The organism is Bacillus sp. Xin1 (genome assembly GCF_013314535.1).
Classification (GTDB): domain Bacteria; phylum Bacillota; class Bacilli; order Bacillales; family Bacillaceae_G; genus Bacillus_A.
In genome coordinates this window covers 131,387-150,644 of sequence record NZ_JABUAE010000001.1, presented here as the reverse complement: position 1 = coordinate 150,644, position 19,258 = coordinate 131,387, and the positions used below count along the sequence as shown (strand labels likewise).

General features: G+C 38.0%; 16 protein-coding genes and 1 other annotated feature. Of the genes, 3 read left to right on the top strand and 13 right to left on the bottom strand.

Annotated elements, in window-relative coordinates; all coding sequences use genetic code 11:
* Positions 1-96 precede the first annotated feature (96 nt).
* Genes mnmA through cymR form a run of 3 tightly spaced genes read right to left on the bottom strand, consistent with a single transcriptional unit; the run spans position 97 to position 2,826 of the window.
* The gene (gene mnmA / locus HRG09_RS00735) at positions 97-1,212 is read right to left on the bottom strand and encodes a tRNA 2-thiouridine(34) synthase MnmA (protein ID WP_174098897.1); all 1,116 of its coding nucleotides are present in this window, start codon (positions 1,210-1,212) and stop codon (positions 97-99) included.
* A gap of 16 nt (positions 1,213-1,228) precedes the next feature.
* Positions 1,229-2,374 (bottom strand): cysteine desulfurase family protein, encoded by a 1,146-nt coding sequence (locus tag HRG09_RS00730; protein ID WP_174098896.1) that lies wholly within the window; start codon positions 2,372-2,374, stop codon positions 1,229-1,231.
* 35 nt (positions 2,375-2,409) lie between these two features.
* Positions 2,410-2,826, bottom strand: coding sequence for a cysteine metabolism transcriptional regulator CymR (gene cymR / locus HRG09_RS00725; protein WP_000704116.1), 417 nt, complete (start codon positions 2,824-2,826; stop codon positions 2,410-2,412).
* Positions 2,827-3,127: 301 nt separating this feature from the next.
* On the opposite strand from cymR, the gene HRG09_RS00720 reads away from it, so the two are divergent.
* A complete protein-coding gene (locus HRG09_RS00720) occupies positions 3,128-4,414 on the top strand; it encodes a replication-associated recombination protein A (RefSeq protein WP_174098895.1) in 1,287 nt (428 codons plus the stop codon).
* Between the two features lie 37 nt (positions 4,415-4,451).
* Complete coding sequence (locus HRG09_RS00715; protein WP_174098894.1) at positions 4,452-5,096, top strand: RsfA family transcriptional regulator; 645 nt, start codon at positions 4,452-4,454, stop codon at positions 5,094-5,096.
* A gap of 348 nt (positions 5,097-5,444) precedes the next feature.
* Here HRG09_RS00715 and HRG09_RS00710 read toward each other — a convergent pair whose 3' ends face one another.
* Together HRG09_RS00710 and HRG09_RS00705 are read right to left on the bottom strand one after the other, a co-directional pair.
* The gene (locus HRG09_RS00710) at positions 5,445-5,699 is read right to left on the bottom strand and encodes a hypothetical protein (RefSeq protein WP_174098893.1); all 255 of its coding nucleotides are present in this window, start codon (positions 5,697-5,699) and stop codon (positions 5,445-5,447) included.
* Between the two features lie 132 nt (positions 5,700-5,831).
* Positions 5,832-6,599 (bottom strand): tRNA threonylcarbamoyladenosine dehydratase, encoded by a 768-nt coding sequence (locus HRG09_RS00705; protein ID WP_000903174.1) that lies wholly within the window; start codon positions 6,597-6,599, stop codon positions 5,832-5,834.
* A 232-nt stretch (positions 6,600-6,831) separates the two neighbouring features.
* On the opposite strand from HRG09_RS00705, the gene HRG09_RS00700 reads away from it, so the two are divergent.
* The gene (locus tag HRG09_RS00700; protein ID WP_174098892.1) at positions 6,832-8,325 is read left to right on the top strand and encodes a peptide MFS transporter; all 1,494 of its coding nucleotides are present in this window, start codon (positions 6,832-6,834) and stop codon (positions 8,323-8,325) included.
* A 146-nt stretch (positions 8,326-8,471) separates the two neighbouring features.
* Here HRG09_RS00700 and aspS read toward each other — a convergent pair whose 3' ends face one another.
* The 8 genes from aspS to HRG09_RS00660 all read right to left on the bottom strand — a co-directional run bounded on the left by aspS (position 8,472) and on the right by HRG09_RS00660 (position 19,229).
* The gene (aspS, locus tag HRG09_RS00695) at positions 8,472-10,247 is read right to left on the bottom strand and encodes an aspartate--tRNA ligase (RefSeq protein ID WP_174098891.1); all 1,776 of its coding nucleotides are present in this window, start codon (positions 10,245-10,247) and stop codon (positions 8,472-8,474) included.
* A gap of 12 nt (positions 10,248-10,259) precedes the next feature.
* Positions 10,260-11,531 carry a histidine--tRNA ligase gene (gene hisS, locus HRG09_RS00690; RefSeq protein ID WP_174098890.1) on the bottom strand — a complete coding sequence of 424 codons (1,272 nt, stop codon included), beginning with the start codon at positions 11,529-11,531 and terminating at the stop codon, positions 10,260-10,262.
* A gap of 69 nt (positions 11,532-11,600) precedes the next feature.
* Positions 11,601-11,833 (bottom strand) — a binding site (T-box leader).
* A gap of 54 nt (positions 11,834-11,887) precedes the next feature.
* Positions 11,888-12,064 (bottom strand): hypothetical protein, encoded by a 177-nt coding sequence (locus HRG09_RS00685; RefSeq protein WP_001242606.1) that lies wholly within the window; start codon positions 12,062-12,064, stop codon positions 11,888-11,890.
* 400 nt (positions 12,065-12,464) lie between these two features.
* Positions 12,465-12,905, bottom strand: coding sequence for a D-tyrosyl-tRNA(Tyr) deacylase (locus tag HRG09_RS00680; RefSeq protein ID WP_174098889.1), 441 nt, complete (start codon positions 12,903-12,905; stop codon positions 12,465-12,467).
* A 17-nt stretch (positions 12,906-12,922) separates the two neighbouring features.
* The gene (relA, locus tag HRG09_RS00675) at positions 12,923-15,106 is read right to left on the bottom strand and encodes a GTP diphosphokinase (protein WP_174098888.1); all 2,184 of its coding nucleotides are present in this window, start codon (positions 15,104-15,106) and stop codon (positions 12,923-12,925) included.
* 210 nt (positions 15,107-15,316) lie between these two features.
* Positions 15,317-15,829, bottom strand: a complete 513-nt coding sequence (locus HRG09_RS00670; RefSeq protein ID WP_174098887.1) for an adenine phosphoribosyltransferase — start codon at positions 15,827-15,829, stop codon at positions 15,317-15,319.
* A gap of 47 nt (positions 15,830-15,876) precedes the next feature.
* Complete coding sequence (gene recJ / locus HRG09_RS00665; RefSeq protein WP_174098886.1) at positions 15,877-18,216, bottom strand: single-stranded-DNA-specific exonuclease RecJ; 2,340 nt, start codon at positions 18,214-18,216, stop codon at positions 15,877-15,879.
* 119 nt (positions 18,217-18,335) lie between these two features.
* Entirely contained in the window at positions 18,336-19,229 is an 894-nt protein-coding gene (locus tag HRG09_RS00660; protein ID WP_174098885.1) for a cation diffusion facilitator family transporter, read from the bottom strand.
* Positions 19,230-19,258: the final 29 nt, after the last annotated feature.

Below are 19,258 nucleotides of genomic sequence, written 5' to 3'. Positions count from 1 at the left end.
ACAAATTATAACAAAGAATCTATTTTCCGAGCGAACAAAAATTCGCTCTTTAAGAAAGAAACCCCTGACCGCTAATCGGCAGAGGCTTCTCTTGTTTTATCCTAAATAATCTAATTTCTTACCGCTACGATATACTTCATCGATTGTAGCACCGCCTAGACATTCATCTCCATCATAGAAAACAACCGCTTGTCCTGGCGTAATCGCACGAATTGGTTCATCACAAAGAATACGAATCGTATTATCATCAACAATTTGAACCGTTACCTTGTTATCTTCTTGACGATAACGGAATTTTGCAGTGCACTTAAATTCCTTTTCTTTCGCTCTATTGCTTACCCATCCTACATTAGTAGCAATAACTTCATCACCGTATAGAAGCTCATTATGGAATCCTTGATCAACGTATAAGATGTTCTCTTTTAAGTTTTTCCCAACAGCAAACCATGGATCACCATTACCGCCAATACCAAGACCATGACGTTGTCCAATTGTATAGTACATTAAACCGTCATGTTTTCCTTTCACTTCACCAGATAATGTTTGCATCACACCCGGCTGAGCTGGTAAGTAGTTACTTAAGAAATCTTTAAAGTTACGTTCACCGATAAAGCAAATACCGGTGCTATCTTTTTTCGTTGCTGTTGCTAAACCAGCTTCTTTCGCCATTTCACGAATTTGCGGTTTCTTTAATTTGCCTAATGGGAACATCGTTTTTGATAGTTGCTCTTGGCTTAATTGATTTAAGAAGTATGTTTGATCTTTATTATCATCAACGCCGCGAAGCATTTTATATTCGCCATCGATATAAGCAACACGCGCATAATGACCTGTCGCGACATAATCCGCACCAAGCGCGATTGCATGCTCTAAAAAGGCTTTAAATTTAATTTCTTTGTTGCACATTACATCTGGGTTTGGCGTACGACCAGCTCGGTACTCATCTAAAAAGTACGTAAACACTTTATCCCAATATTGTTTTTCAAAGTTTACTGCATAATATGGGATACCGATTTGGTTACATACTTCGATTACATCATTATAATCTTCCGTTGCTGTACAGACACCATTTTCGTCTGTATCATCCCAGTTTTTCATAAAAATCCCGATTACATCATAACCTTGCTCTTTTAATAAAAGAGCTGCTACAGATGAATCGACGCCACCGGACATTCCGATGACAACGCGCGTTTCGTGAGGTAGTTTGTTCATCTTGTCACCTCCCATGCTAGTTTTGTGTTAATCGCTTTACGATTTTCACTGTTTCGTACGCTGCTTTTTCCACTTGCCCTTTCGTATTACCAAGACCAAAGCTAAAACGTACGGATGAACGTATTTGATCAGAATCTTTTCCAAACATCGCTACTAACACATGTGATGGGTCAATAGAGCCAGCTGTACATGCAGAACCACTCGATACTGCAACGCCCGCTAAGTCTAGATTTACAAGAAACGGCTCAATATCCATTCCTGTAAAACTTACGTTAAACACATGTGGCAAGCGATATTCTAAGTTTCCGTTTACCTCGAAAGTAATGTCTTCTTTTTGAAAGACAGATACCATTATATCCTTAAATTCTTCATATTGGGCATTTTTTTGCTCACGTGTTTCTTCAGCGAGAAAAACAGCATGCTGTAATCCAACGATACTAGGCACATTCTCAGTGCCTGCACGGCGTTTTCGCTCTTGCTCTCCGCCCGTTAATAACGGTTCGAATTTCACCCCTGTGCTAGCATATAGAAACCCTACACCTTTTGGACCATTAATTTTATGAGCTGAGATTGATAATAAATCAATGCCCAAAGTCTTCACATCAATCGCTGTTAAACCATATGCTTGTACAGCGTCTGTATGGAAATAAGCTTGATGTTCTTTTAACAATGCTCCAATTTCTGCAATTGGTTGAACCGTTCCAACTTCATTATTCCCAAACATAACGGATACAAGAATCGTTTCACCCGTTAACGCCTCTTTCACATCAGAAACTCGAACACGGCCCGTTTCATCAACAGGTAAATATGTCACTTCGAAGCCTTCTCGCTCTAGTACTTCACATGTATGCAAAATAGCATGATGTTCAATTTGCGTCGTAATAATGTGATTTCCTTTATTACGGTTTGCACGTGCCACACCTAAAAGCGCTAAATTATCAGCCTCCGTACCACCGCTTGTAAAAATAATTTCATTTGGATTTGCATTGATGCTGCGTGCACAAACGCGTCTTGCTTCATCTACTGCATGGCGCGTTTGTCGTCCATAAAAATGAATACTAGACGGATTACCAAATATTTCTGTCATATATGGAATCATCTTTTCGACTACTTCTGGGTGAGCCGGAGATGTCGCAGCATGATCTAAGTAAATGCGTTCCATCAGATCTCCTTCTTTCCAAATCGTTTCACAAGGAATTAAATGTAAAACATATAACCCCCATGATTTTCTTCCTCATAGCGTACTAAATCTTCTAAAGTTGTACTATCTAATACTTCTTGTACTGCATCACGAACACGCATCCATAATTGGCGCTGTGCTGGCTCTTCCTCTTCTATCATTTCAACAACGCTAATCGGACCTTCTAGCACGCGAATTACATCCCCTGCTGTAATGTTAGCTGGCTGATCAGATAATACATAACCACCATATGCCCCACGCGTACTTTTTACAAGACGAGCGTTACGAAGTGGAGAGATCAATTGCTCTAAGTAATGTTCAGATAGGTCATGTGCCTGCGCAATTGATTTTAAAGAAATCGGACCCTCACCAAACTTTTTCGCAAGATCAATCATAATTGTTAAGCCGTAACGGCCTTTCGTTGAAATTTTCATCTATTTCGCACCTCTTTTCAAAATTTCACTTCTATTAGTTAAATCTTTATTCGTAAGAAAAACACAATGTAAAAATCAAAATCCTATGAAATTATAGCATAATATAGTATTATAAGAAATTTCAACTTATGTATCAAAATGATAACATAAAATCCCATTGAAAAACTCGGAAATTATTGCAATTGATAGAAAAATAAAAATATTCGCTCGGATTACTTATATTATATAGCATCACATTTCAATTTTTCACCCAAAAGATGTTACCATGGAATGAGATTATATATTAAGGGAGACGGTGACAATGAAACAACCACTCGCACACCGAATGCGTCCAACAAATATGAAAGAAATTATTGGACAAGAGCATTTAGTTAGTGAAGGGAAAATTTTATGGCGAATGGTTCAGGCAAACCATTTCCAATCGATGATTTTATACGGCCCACCCGGAACTGGAAAAACATCAATTGCTAGTGCAATCGCTGGTAGTACAGGGACGCCTTTTCGCCTATTAAATGCTGTTACGCATAATAAAAAAGATATGGAAGTTGTCGTACAAGAAGCAAAGATGCACCGCCACCTTGTGTTAATTTTAGATGAAGTGCATCGCTTAGATAAAGCAAAACAAGACTTTCTCTTACCCCATTTAGAAAGCGGGCTCCTAACCTTAATTGGCGCAACAACGAGTAACCCTTTCCATGCGATTAACTCTGCTATTCGCAGTCGTTGCCAAATCTTCGAGTTACACGCACTAACAGAAGATGACCTTTTAATCGGCTTAAAACGAGCGCTCAACGACAAAGAAAGGGGCCTTAGGGAATATAATGTAACGGTTACAGATGAAGCGCTTCGCCACTTTGCAAACGCCTCTGGTGGAGACATGCGCTCTGCCTATAACGCACTTGAACTTGCTGTATTATCTAGCTTTACAACAGATGATCAAAAAGTAGAAATCACATTAGACATTGCAGAAGAGTGTTTGCAGAAAAAAAGTTTCGTTCACGATAAAGGCGGAGATGCTCATTATGACGTTCTATCTGCTTTCCAGAAATCTGTGCGAGGTAGCGACGTGAATGCTGCCCTTCATTATTTAGCGCGCCTTATTGAAGCTGGCGACTTACAAAGTATCGGGAGAAGGCTTCTCATTATGGCATATGAGGATATCGGACTTGCTAGTCCACAAGCTGGACCACGTACGCTTGCTGCGATTGAAGCAGCAGAACGCGTCGGGTTTCCAGAAGCTCGCATCCCGCTTGCAAATGCAGTAATTGAGCTTTGTCTCTCTCCAAAATCAAACTCAGCCTACAAGGCGCTTGATGCTGCACTTCATGACTTACGAAACGGACAAACGGGCGATGTGCCAAGTCATTTGAAAGATAGTCACTATAAAGGCGCTGAATCACTAGGTAGAGGTATCGGATACTTATATCCACATGATTATCCAAATGGATGGATTGAGCAACAATACTTACCTGATAAAATTAAAAACAGACAATATTATAAACCGAAAACAACCGGGAAGTTTGAACAAGCACTTTCAGGTGTGTATGAAAGATTACAAAGTTCGCATAAAAGCAAACCAAAAGGGTAATCTAAGCGAAAACGACATGATAATGGAGGTTTCGCTTATGAAAACGCGCCAAGATGCATGGACAGGAGAAGACGATCTCCTTTTAGCAGAAACCGTCTTACGGCATATTCGCAGTGGCAGCACACAACTAAAAGCATTCGATGAAGTCGGAGATAAATTAAACCGCACTTCTGCCGCTTGTGGATTTCGCTGGAATGCTGAAGTTAGACAAAATTATGAGGATACTGTACAACTTGCTAAGAAGCAAAGAAAAGAGTTAAAACGCTCTGAAGCAAATACGGAAAAAGAGCAACTATTAAAACCAAAACAAAAAGTTATAATCGATGCTGAATTTTCCGAAGAATTTGTTTCTAATAAACCTTCTCTTACAATGCAGGATGTAATCTCATTCTTGCAAAACTTAGGCCACAGTAATCCTAGGTTAGAAAAGATACAAATTGAAAATGAAGACTTGCATAAAAAGCTTGCCTCCTTACAACAAACAAACGAGAAATTAGAGGATAAACTAGCTACTTTAACGAAAAAACAACAAGCAATCGAAGAAGATTATGCAATGCTTGTTCGAATTATGGACCGCGCGCGAAAACTTGTGCTAGTAGATGAACAAGAAGATCAAATTGCTCCTATTTTTAAAACCGATCAAAACGGGAATTTAGACATTATATATTCAGCTGAAAATTGAAATACTCCCCACCTTATATTACACGGTGGGGAGCATTTTTTGTGCATTCAAAACAAAATAAGGAAAAATATAACTTTAATATTATTATATACCTAACGAAACACGTTATTGAAAGGAGATGTTATCTATTTCATTAACAATTTTCAAAATTACACTCGGGATTCTTGTTTTGATTTTAGGTTTTTGTACTATTAAAGGCTTTAAAAAAACTTCCTCATACAAATCGGACAAATATGATAATTATTTATTATTTTTAGTCGCCTTTGAATCTATTGCATTACCGATATGGGTATTTCTTTTTTGAAACTTAAAAGATCCTACTTTTTAAAGCAGAATCTCTTTTTCATTTCAAAATGGATTCATATACATGAAAGATAGCTCTTTCACTTCTAAATTATGCCTATCAGCCGTCTCTTTCGCAACTTCCATCGCTTCTTCTTTCGTTTTCAAATGTTCCGCAATTACTTGACATGCTTGGCAATACGCTTTTTCATTTCCAGCCAATTTATGAGTATTTCCATTTTTACAACTAAATTTTACAAGCCATCCTTTTGAATTTTCCCATACTCCTACAAATGCTACCGCTGGATGTAATTGTTCCACGCTTTCTCCTCCTAGCTAAATGTAAGTATTTACAATTATATTATACATGAAAAATAAAAATATAAGGATAAATAAATATACTAGAAACAAAAAAGGTGTATCCCTCTAATAAGGGATACACCTTTTTATCTGTTATTCTTGTCCTACACGCTTTACTTCTACATTCTTTATACGTTCACGCACAACGTGACTTGCCATAATTAGACCGGCAACAGATGGTACGAATGCATTTGAAGAAGGTGGTAACTTCGCTTTACGAATTTTTGCGTTTTCATCTGGAACGATTTCTTTACGAACCTCTTCACGAATTACGATTGGGTTTTCATCAGAAAATACCACTTTCACACCTTTTTTAATTCCTTCTTTACGAAGTTTCGTACGAATCACTTTCGCAATTGGATCTGTGTGTGTTTTTGAAATATCCGCAATACGGAAACGAGTTGGATCCATTTTGTTTGCTGCACCCATACTTGAGATAATTTTAATTTTACGTCGTAAGCATTGTTTAATTAAATGAATTTTGAACGTAATTGTATCAGATGCATCAACTACAAAGTCTAAACCGTGTTTAAAGAATTCTTCATATGTTTCATCTGTATAAAACATTTCTAATCCTATTACTTCACAGTCTGGATTAATATCAGCAATACGCTCTTTCATTAACTCTACCTTTGAACGACCTACAGTAGAAAGTAATGCGTGAATTTGACGGTTAACGTTTGTAATATCAACAACGTCCTTATCAACTAATACAAGGCGTCCTACACCAGAACGCGCTAATGCTTCCGCTGCAAATGAGCCTACGCCGCCAATTCCTAAAATACCAACCGTACTATTTTTTAATATTTCAAGACCTTCTTTTCCAAAGGCTAATTCATTACGTGAAAATTGATGTAACATTCAGTTCTACACTCCTATTACAAAAAATGGTCTACCATGATGTATTCTAGCGTTTTTCCGACTATTTGTATAGAAAAAGTTATAGAATTCCTAAAAATACATATTCCAAAAACATAATAAAGGAATCCGAATCGTTCTATGACTAGATGAAGTAAACTTAAAAATTTGTTTTAAAATCAAAACTCTTAAATTATACTGAAATAATATCTAAATATATTAAGGAGATAACATTATGGATAGGAAAGAAAAAAACGAAATTATTGAGAGTATTCCACAAAAAGTTTTTTTTGGACATCCTAAAGGTTTATTCACTTTATTCTTCACGGAATTTTGGGAAAGATTTTCTTATTATGGAATGAGGGCCATATTACTTTACTATATGTATTATTCTATTGCACAAGGCGGATTAGGGATTGATCTAGCTACTGCCACCTCAATTATGGCGATTTATGGATCCCTATTATATATGTCCAGTATTATTGGTGGTTGGGTCTCTGATCGCCTACTTGGTTCAAGTAGAACTGTTTTTTGGGGCGGCATTTTAATTATGGTTGGTCACCTTATTCTATCGCTGCCAGGTAGTATTACTACTTTATTTATATCGATGGTCTTTTTAATATTTGGAACAGGATTATTAAAACCAAATATCTCTAGTATTGTTGGAAATTTATATAGTGAATCTGACACACGTCGAGACTCCGGGTTTAGCATTTTCTATATGGGCATTAATCTAGGTGCTCTTGTAGCCCCTCTTGTCGTTGGTACATTAGGTCAACAATATAATTTCCATCTCGGTTTTGGAATTGCGGCAGTTAGTATGATGATAGGCTTATTACTATTTGTGTTTACGAAAAAGAAGACTCTTGGTTTAGCTGGTACACAAATACCAAACCCTTTAACAAGTATGGAACGAAAGAAAACACTTAAACATTTTAGCATAAGCATACTTGTTATCGTCTTCTTATGTGCTGTTACAATACCCACTGGGTTATTAACTATTAATCGTTTTACTTTTTTAATAAGTATCTTAGGAATTATTATTCCTACTTGCTACTTCATTTATATGTATCGTAGTCCAAAAACTACAAAGGTTGAACGCTCTCGCCTTCTTGCTTATATACCGTTATTTATTGCAGCTACAATGTTTTGGGCTATACAAGAGCAAGGTGCAATTATTTTAGCTACCTATGCTGATCAACGGACCCAGTTACAATTTGCTGGATTCAAAATACAATCTGCATGGTTTCAATCATTAAGTCCTATATTTATAGTAATACTGGCACCATTATTTGCATGGGTTTGGGTAAAACTTAATACACGCCAACCTTCTACTACAAAAAAATTTGCTATCGGATTACTTTTTGCTGGATTATCATTCTTGATTATGATTATTCCTGCTTATATTAACGGTACAGATTCTCTAGTAAGTCCTATCTGGTTAGTTCTTAGCTTTTTATTAGTAGTAATTGGGGAAGTTTGTTTATCACCTGCCGGATTATCAATAACAACAAAATTAGCTCCAGCTGCGTTTTCGGCACAAACAATAAGTTTGTGGTTTTTATCTACTGCATCCGCACAAGCTATAAATGCACAGGTTGTAAAATTATACAATCCTGCAACAGAAATTATTTACTTTGGAGTTATTGGCGCTATATCTATCGTATTAAGCATAACATTATTTATGTTATCAACAAAAATTCAAAGCTTCATGAAGGGGCTCCACTAATATCCATTTGATTAAAATGAAAAGCTGGTATTACACCAGCTTTTTTTATTTTTACCTTTGTAAATTTACTATATACCATGAAATTTAAAACAATGCCCTAAAAAAGAATCCTAGATAGGTTTAGCATAACCATCTAGGATCCATTCTTACTTCTCTTTTTTTACGTTTAATTGCAAGTACAGCTCTTCAAGCTGCGCTCCAGCAACTGGGCTTGGCGCATCTGTTAATAAGCAGCTTGCACTCGCTGTTTTCGGGAATGCAATTGTATCGCGAAGGTTCGTGCGACCTGCCAGTAACATAACAAGACGGTCTAAACCTAATGCAATTCCGCCATGTGGTGGTGTACCATATTCGAATGCTTCTAATAAGAATCCAAATTGCTCTTGTGCTTCTTCTTGTGAGAATCCAAGTGCTTTAAACATTTTTTCTTGTACATCACGCTCATAAATACGCAGTGAGCCACCGCCAAGCTCATAACCGTTTAATACAAGGTCATATGCTTGTGCACGCGCTTTTTCTGGTGCTGTTTCTAATAACTCAACATCTTCACGGAATGGCATTGTGAATGGATGATGCGCTGCGAAGTAACGGTCAGCATCTTCATCGTACTCAAGAAGTGGCCAATCTGTTACCCATAGGAAGTTAAATTTACTTTCATCAATTAACTCCAGTTCTTTCCCTAAGCGTAAACGAAGTGCCCCTAAGCTATCTGCAACAACGCTCTTCTTATCAGCAACGAATAATAATAAGTCACCAGAAGCCGCTTCTAATGTGCTCATTAGTACGTTTGCATCTTCTTCACCGAAGAATTTCGCAATCGGGCCTTTTAAGCCATCTTCTTCAACTTTTAACCAAGCTAAACCTTTTGCTCCATATACTTTTACGAATTCAGTTAATGCATCGATATCTTTACGAGAATATTTGCCTGCCGCACCTTTTGCATTAATTGCTTTTACTTGCCCACCGTTTTCTACAGCACTTGTGAACACTTTAAAACCACAACCCGCTGCGAATTCAGATAGGTCAGTAAGCTCCATTGCAAAGCGCGTATCTGGCTTATCAGAACCATAGCGAGCCATCGCATCAGCATACTTCATACGAGGGAATGGCGCATGAACTTCTACACCTTTTGCATCTTTCATCACTTTCGTCATCATGCGTTCCATCATCTCTAGAATTTCATCTTGTGTTAAGAATGATGCCTCGATGTCAATTTGTGTAAATTCCGGTTGACGATCCGCACGTAAATCTTCATCACGGAAACAACGCGCTACTTGGTAATAACGCTCAAATCCACCGACCATAAGAAGCTGTTTAAATAGCTGCGGGGATTGGGGTAATGCATAAAATTCACCTTCATGCACACGGCTTGGCACTAAATAGTCACGTGCGCCTTCTGGTGTACTCTTTGTTAAAATTGGTGTTTCAACTTCTAAAAACTCTTCTGAATCTAAGAAGTTACGAATTGTTTTTGTTACATCGTGACGCATTTTAAATGTGTTATACATAACCGGACGACGTAAATCTAAGTAACGATATTTTAAACGAACATCTTCTGATGCATCTGTATCATCTGCGATAATAATCGGCGTTGTTTTTGCTGCATTTAGTACATTTACTTTTGTAGCTTGTACTTCAATGCGCCCTGTTGCCATATTTTCATTAATTGCACCAGCGCCACGCTCAACAACTGTACCTTCTACGTGTAATACGTATTCGCTACGAATTGTTTCTGCTACTTCTAGTGCTTCTTTAGATGTTTCTGGGTTAAATACAACTTGCACGATACCTGTGCGGTCACGTAAGTCGATGAAAATTAATCCACCTAAGTCACGACGCTTTTGTACCCAACCTTTTAATTGAACTGTTTGTCCAACTGCTTCTACTGTTACTTTTCCACATGCATGTGTTCTTTCAGCCACTTTGAGTTCCCCCTATATTAATTTCTCTGCTACATATGAAGCAAATACATCTAATGCTACTTCTTCTTGCTCACCTGTTGCCATACATTTCAAGTTAATGATACCTTTATCTAACTCATCTTCACCTAATACAGCTACATATTTTGCATTTAGACGATCCGCTGATTTAAATTGTGCTTTCATTTTGCGATCTAAATAATCTTTTTCAACTGATAATCCAGCTTTACGAAGATCAAACGCAACTTTTGCAGCATGATCTTTTGCTTTGTCTCCAAGTGCTACAATATAGCAATCAATGTTATTTTCAATCGGCAACTCAATGTTTTCAGCTTTTAGCGCCATAATTAAACGCTCGATACTCATCGCAAAACCGATACCAGGCATTTCTGGACCACCGATTTCTTGTACAAGTCCGTTATAGCGACCTCCACCACTTAATGTTGTAATTGCACCGAAACCATCTGCTTCACTCATAATCTCAAAGACAGTGTGCTGATAGTAATCTAAACCACGTACTAGATTTGGATCTTTTTCAAATGGAACACCCACCATTGTTAATAATTCTTGTACTTTTTCATAGTACACTGTTGATTCTTCGTTTAAGTATTCTGTAATAGATGGCGCTGTGCTCATTAATTCATGATCACGATCCTTCTTACAGTCTAAAATACGAAGTGGATTTTTCTCTAGACGAGATTGACAATCAGAACAGAACTCACCGATTCGAGGCTCAAAGTGAGCGATTAACGCCTCACGATGTGCTTGACGGCTCGCTGCATCACCTAAACTATTTAGGACAACTTTAATATTTTTTAAGCCCATGCCGCGGTAAAACTCTACAGCAAGTGCAATTACTTCTGCATCGATTGCAGGATCATTACTACCGATTGCTTCGATACCGAATTGTACGAATTGACGATAGCGACCTGCTTGTGGTCTTTCATAACGGAACATTTGACCGATGTAATATAATTTCGTCGGCTGTGTTGCATCACCATACATTTTGTTTTCAACATAAGAACGTACAACAGGTGCTGTTCCTTCTGGACGAAGTGTTAAGCTACGCTCTCCGCGATCTTGGAATGAGTACATTTCTTTTTGCACGATATCTGTTGTATCACCAACACCGCGTAAAAATAATTCCGTATGCTCAAAAATTGGTGTGCGAATTTCTTTATAGTTGTAACGACGGCAAATTTCGCGTGCTTGTCCTTCGATATACTGCCATAACTCAGCACTACCTGGAAGAATATCTTGCGTTCCGCGTGGGATTTGAATAGACATATTCAGTTCCTCCTCAAATTGTTTTAATCTTATTAAAAATAAAAAAACTCCCGCCTCTACTGATTACACAGTAGGGACGAGAGTATAATACCCGTGGTGCCACCCTAATTGAAGCACATTATGCTTCCACTTTTTTAATAACGCTTAAATTTGCGTCCAACCTCTACTAAGCATACAAGCTGTTCAAGTTGAAACCTACAGAGTGTCATTCGATCAGTCATCGTGTAGAAATGTTTTCAGCCTAGGACATTTCTTCTCTTTTCACGTGTCTCTCATCTACTCTTCTCTATCATCGGTTCTCTTCATATGTAAATATAAAATTACTATACGTTTCTTCCTAACAGTTGTCAAGTCTCTTAGGAGCGTTCAATCTGCCTCTTCAATCGCTTGACATCTTGCAATGAAATACCAAATTCAGAAGCCAGCTCCATAGAAGTATTGTTTTGTTCTTTGTCGATAAATTCATGGAAATTCACATTAAATAATTGGTTCGCTCCGTTCGTCACAGAGTGTCCTTTTTCATTCATGCGCATACGTGTATCCCTCACAATCAATATGGATGTTTTTACTTCTATTGTTCCATATTGATAGCGTTATTATACACAGAGGTAAAAGCAGAACACTATTGTTCCCATACATACATCAAAACACGGTTAACAATAATTACCATGACAAATACGCTCGCTAACGTAACATACCGTGAATGCCCCCTACCACTGGACTATGTCCTGCACGTGCTTGAGGAAGGGGACTTCTGTCGAGTACCGTTAAATTGTATAGCGCGACAACACCTTATTCAGATTCCCCTTCTTCCATAGGAGCATACGATTTTAATATTTCTCACTATTTCCCGATGATATCATTATACCTTTTCGTTACAAAAAATTCCTTTTTTAACAAATAAAAAAGAGAGGATTTCTCCTCTCTTCACCCTTACTTACTTTCCAAAATTAAGGTCACCGGACCATCATTAATTAAAGAAACATCCATCATTGCTCCAAATTTTCCTGTTTCTACGTGAAGTCCTTGTCTGCGAAGTTCTTCATTAAAGAAATCATACAAGCGCTCTGCGTAGTCTGGTTTCGCAGCATCCATAAAGTTTGGGCGTCTTCCTTTACGGCAATCTCCGTACAGTGTAAATTGTGAAATGGATAGAACTTGTCCTTCTTTATCAAGTACCGAATGGTTCATCTTCCCGTTCTCATCTTCAAAAATACGTAAATTCGCAACCTTCTCAGCAATATACGTTGCATCCTTCTCTGTATCTTCATGTGTAATGCCAACTAACAATGTTAAACCGAACGGGATTTGTCCCACAATCTCACCATCTACTGTAACAGACGCTGCTTTGGATCGTTGCAAGACAACTCTCATATTTTATACACTCCCTATTAATGCATCATGCGGCGTACTGCATAGATTTCTGGTACTCTCTTAATACGCTCTACTACCTTTTTCAAATGATGTAAATTACGAATAGAAATAGACATATTGATCGTCGCCATTTTATTACGATCACTTCTACCTGATACAGCTGAAATGTACGTTTTCGTCTCCGTAACAGCTTGCAGAACTTCATTCAATAAACCGCGGCGATCATATCCAGAGATTTCAATATCAACATTGTATTCAATTTCTTTCTCTGGGCTACCTTCCCATTCTACTTCTAGTAAACGTTCTTGTGCTTCTTCCGTATGCACATTGACGCAATCACGGCGGTGAATCGACACACCGCGTCCTTTCGTAATATATCCAACAATATCGTCTCCCGGAACTGGGTTACAGCATTTCGATAAGCGGATTAATAAATTATCAGCTCCACTTACCTTTACACCAGAATCCCATTTCCGAATTTTCATTGGTTTACGAACTTCTTTCACTTCAACAATTTCTTGTTCTTCTTCCCGTTTACGGAACTTGTCTGTTAGACGCGTTACAATTTGTGCCGCCGTAATGCCGTTATATCCAACTGCTGCAAACATATCCTCTTCATTCGCAAAGTTATATTTCTCAGCTACTCGTTTTAAATTGTCAGGTGCTAATACTTCTTTCATTTCATACTCTAAACCTCGTACTTCTTTCTCTACAAGCTCGCGACCTTTTTCAATATTCTCATCTCGGCGCTGCTTTTTGAAAAATTGACGAATTTTATTTTTCGCATGAGACGTTTGAGCAAGTTTCACCCAGTCCTGACTTGGTCCATACGAATGTTTAGACGTTAAAATTTCAATGATATCACCTGTTTTCAACTTATAATCAAGTGTTACCATTTTACCGTTTACTTTTGCACCAATTGTTTTATTTCCGATTTCTGAATGGACACGGTAAGCAAAATCAATTGGAACTGATCCTAGGGGTAATTCCATGACATCGCCTTTTGGTGTAAAGACGAATACCATATCAGAGAACAGATCAATTTTTAATGACTCCATAAATTCTTCCGCATTAGAAGCTTCATTTTGCCATTCTAATATTTGACGGAACCATGTTAGTTTCTTCTCAAGGGTCCCTGTTGCTTCTGCAGCTTTCCCCTCTTTATACGCCCAGTGCGCGGCAATCCCGTACTCTGCAATTTCATGCATTTCTTTCGTACGAATTTGCACTTCAAGCGGGTCACCTTTTGGCCCGATCACGGTTGTATGAAGAGATTGGTATAGATTTGCTTTCGGCATAGCAATATAATCTTTAAAACGACCTGGCATCGGTTTCCAACATGTATGGATAATACCAAGCACCGCATAACAATCTTTAATACTATTCACAACAACGCGCACAGCTAATAAATCATAAATTTCATTAAATTGTTTATTTTGAAGTGCCATTTTACGATAGATACTATAAATATGTTTTGGGCGTCCTGAAATATCTGGTTGAATCGCTACTTCTTTCAGTTTGTCACGAATACCCGTCATGACTTCATCCAAATATTCTTCACGCTCTGCGCGTTTCCGCTTCATTAAGTTAACAATGCGATAGTATTGCTGCGGATTTAAATAGCGAAGCGCTGTATCCTCTAGCTCCCATTTAATAGTATTAATTCCGAGTCTATGAGCTAAAGGTGCAAAGATTTCTAACGTTTCATTTGCAATACGACGCTGCTTTTCTTGTGGCAAATGCTTCAGCGTACGCATGTTATGAAGGCGGTCAGCTAATTTGATTAAAATAACACGAATATCTTGGGCCATTGCGATAAACATTTTGCGATGGTTCTCCGCTTGCTGTTGTTCATGCGATTTGTATTTAATTTTCCCAAGCTTTGTAACTCCATCAACAAGCATTGCAATTTCTTTATTAAATTCCCGTTCAATATCCTCTAATGTAACTTCGGTATCTTCTACTACATCATGTAAAAAACCTGCTGACACTGTAGATGGATCCATGTGTAAATCAACTAAAATACCTGCAACTTGAATCGGATGAATAATATATGGTTCACCCGATTTTCTATACTGTTCACTATGTGCGTCACGCGCATATTCATAGGCACGCGCCACTAGTTCAATATCATCATCTGCTAAATATTGCCGTGCTTTCTCGAGTACCTGTTCAGCTGTTAGTACTTGCTCATTTGCCATCGAATCACCTTTTATTGAAAATTGACTTTTCCCTTATCATAGAATAAATTTTATTCTATCATTATAACCTAATGATTGTGAATTGTGAAAAGGAAAAGATTTTACAGATATTTCACCATACTTTTTTGTACAATTATACAAAAGTACCCGCTCCTCTCCAAGAGATTCACGGGTACTTTTTCTATCGCCGTAGTTTTACCTATATAATAATTAGTATTTTTCTAACACTAATACATCATAACCGTCTAACATTTTACGGCCATCTAAGTAAGTAAGCTCTACTAAGAATGCAATCCCTGCTACAACTCCGCCAAGTTCTTCAACTAGCTTAATTGTCGCTTCAATTGTTCCACCTGTAGCTAATAAGTCATCTGTAATTAATACACGTTGACCTGGTTTAATCGCATCTTTATGGATTGTTAAAACATCTTTCCCATACTCTTTACCATAGTCAACTGTAATTACTTCACGAGGTAATTTCCCTAATTTACGAACTGGTGCAAACCCTACTTCTAGCGCGTAAGAAACTGGGCAACCGATAATAAAACCACGTGCTTCTGGTCCTACTACAAGATCAATGTCTCTTTCTTTCGCATAAGCAACGATTTCATCTGTTGCTGCTTTGTATGCTTTCCCATCGTTCATTAAAGGTGTGATGTCTTTAAACACAATACCCTCTTTCGGATAATCCGGTACAATTGCGATATGTTGCTTGAAATCCATATTTCTGAATCCTCCTCAGATATAAAAGGTCTGTAAATACAAGGCCTTTACCCTAACTGTTCTACTTCTTTATGATTACGAATCGCTTCAAACCATGCGTATAGTTGTTGATATGTGCTATAAACCAACTCTTTTTCTAATTGAAGGTGGTTCATTTTCTCACGATATGTGTTCGATTCAATTAAATCACGCTTTTTCATTTCTTCTGCCATAAAAATGACACCGTCTTTTATTGTAACAAATTCTAACTCAAAAAACACCTGTGTCATGAAATTTACTGTATCTTTTGACCAACCTTTATGACGACATAGTTGTTCCCCATGTTGTCTTAAAGAAAATGGTGCTTTTTGGTGTAAAAAGGAATAGTACCATTTAAAATGTTCTCTTGTTGGAATCGTACTAAATAAATGATTATTCTCTTGATAAAACAGCGTATACATTCGCGCTGGGAAGCCTACCTTAAATAAACCACGTAATTCGTCTGTTGCCTTTGGTAAATCTAGCAAAACAATGTAACGATCATCTAGCTCAGTCACCTCTGAAGCATGCATAAGCTGTTCTTTATATTCTTCTAAAGAAAATTTATTTAATACCTCTTCAGAAAAATACACCATTGTTACTTTTTCTTTCGGAAGTTCTGCTAAATTTGATTCCACATTACGCATGCTACGCCAATCAAATAATTGCCATGCCTCTACTGCAATATCTTGAATCATTAGTTGCGGTTTCTTAAAATTGTTCCACTCATTAATTGATGCTTCCCCAACAACTGAAACAGTGGCAACTGGAGAGATTTCCTTCGCGTAACTACCAAAACCAAAGCCAATTGTATCTAGCGTTGCTTGTCCATCACGAAGTGCCATCTTCAAATGAGAACCATCTGATCCAATCGCACGAATACTTTCTAACTCGGCATCCTTAATTGCGATACGCGGCTTCGGATTTCCAACGCCAAATGGCGCAAGCTTCTGCATTTCCTCAATTGCCGAGAGCGTCACATCCTCCACTTTACAAAAAGCATCAACTGCTGTAATCGGTGTAAAGTCTTCAGGTGTTAAGATCGCTTCTGCCTGCTCATTTAAACGGCAGCGCAGTTCCTCCACATCATTCATATGAAGCGTCATTCCCGCTGCCATTGGATGACCACCAAAGTGTGGTAACAATTCTCTACAATCTGATAAGTTTGCAAACAAATCAAATCCTGCAATACTACGAGCAGATCCTTTTGCTGTTTGCTTTTCGGGATCAATACATAACACGATTGTTGGACGATAAAAGCGCTCTACTAGCTTAGAAGCAACAATCCCTATTACACCTGGATTCCATCCTTCTTTCGCAAGCACTAGTACTTTATTGTCCTCTGGCGGATAATTGTTTTCTACCTCTGCAATCGCCTCTTCTGTAATTTGCTTTACTATATCTTTACGTAGCTTATTCATTTCATCGATTTCTTCAGCAAGCTCTTTCGCTTCTTCAGGATCCTCTGATAAAAGCAAGTGAACTGCTGGTGCCGCATCTTCTAAACGACCAATTGCATTAATACGCGGTGCGATTGAGAAGCCAATGCTTTCTTCTGTAATCTCGCTTTGTGAAACATTTGCTACTTTAAATAATGCTTTTAAACCAATATTTTTCGTCATTCGCATTTGTTTCAGTCCACGCTGTACGAGCAATCTATTTTCACCATGAAGCGACACTAAATCAGCTACCGTACCAATTACTGCAATTTCTAATAAGTGCTCCGGTACACGTCCAAGTAATGCATGCGCTACTTTAAACGCAACACCAACGCCTGCTAAATAATGAAACGGATAAACGCCGCCTTCTAGCTTTGGATGAATAATCGCAAGTGCTTCTGGCAGTTCTGGTGGTGGCTCATGGTGATCTGTAATAATGAGATCTATACCAAGGTCTTTTGCAACCTTAGCTTCATGAACTGCTGCAATACCTGTATCAACAGTAATAATAAGAGAAAATCCTGCACGGTGCGCCCAGCGGAACGCCTCTTCATTTGGCCCATATCCTTCTGTAAATCTGTTTGGAATATAGAACTCAACATCCGCACCTAGTTCTTGAAGAGCAAGATATAGCACTGTCGTACTACTTACACCATCGGCATCATAGTCACCAAAAATTAAAATTTGTTCTCCATTTTGAATGGCTTGTTTTACACGCTCTACTGTACGGTCCATTCCTTCAAGTAAAAATGGATCGTGAAATTCTTGTCTTTCTGTATTTAAAAAGTCCACAATCTTATCTTCTGTATCTAAACCTCTACCGAGGAATAACGAAATAACAAGCGGTGATAATTGCAATTTACTTGCTAACTCACTTACCTGCTCTTCATTAAATGACTTTTCTTTCCAACGCGTCTTCGGTTGTAACACGAAATCACCCCTTAACCTGTCCATTATACAAGACAGATTAAGGGGTGACAATATGATACAAGTTCTATTAACTAAGATTAAACATCTCTATAAATAGATGTTCATTTACTCGTTTCATCTCAATCAGGAGAGTACGGATTAATATGAACAAATACATTCTGTACGTTATCTTGTTTCATCAATACCTCTTTTACATGCTTCCCAATGCGATGCCCCTCTTCCACTGTGATATATGGATCAACAGACACTTTAATATCAACAATAACGTAATGACCATGTTCTCTCGCATATAGGGAGCCGATTTTTTTCACACCTTCTACTCCAAGAACTGCTTCTCTCAACGGAATAATATCTTCCTCATGGAGGACATGATCAAGCGTTGAATGGATTGCTTCTTTCCCAATACTCCATGCCATCTTTACAACAAGTAGAGAAACAAATAACCCCGCAACAGGATCGGCGTATACAAGCCAATCTACGCCTAATTTATCCCCTATAATAGCTGCACAAATCCCGATTAAAGCTGCAATTGAAGAAAACACATCTGAACGGTGCTCATATGCATTTGCAATAATTGCATCACTGTGTACCCGTTTCCCTAATCGATACTTATACTGAAACATCCCTTCTTTTACCACGATAGAAAGAATAACCGCAAAAATTGTAATTCCCTTCGGTGGTTCCAGGTCCTGCGAAAAAGCCTTTATAGAAGAAATCGCAATTTCAATCCCAACAATAAATAATAACACTGCAACAATAATCGCTGAAATCGATTCTGCTTTTCCGTGCCCATAAGGATGATCTTCATCGGGCGGTTGCTTCGCTGCACGCAATCCAAAAAAGACAGCTAACGAACCGACTACATCTGACGCTGAATGAACTGCGTCCGCTAAAAGCGCCTTACTATTCCCAATATAACCGATTACCGCCTTTACAATCGCTAAGACAATATTTCCAACGATTCCAACAATAGCACCAAACTCCGCCTGTTTAAAACGTTCATCTTTTTCCATAAATAAAATCCCTTCTTTTCTCAAACTCC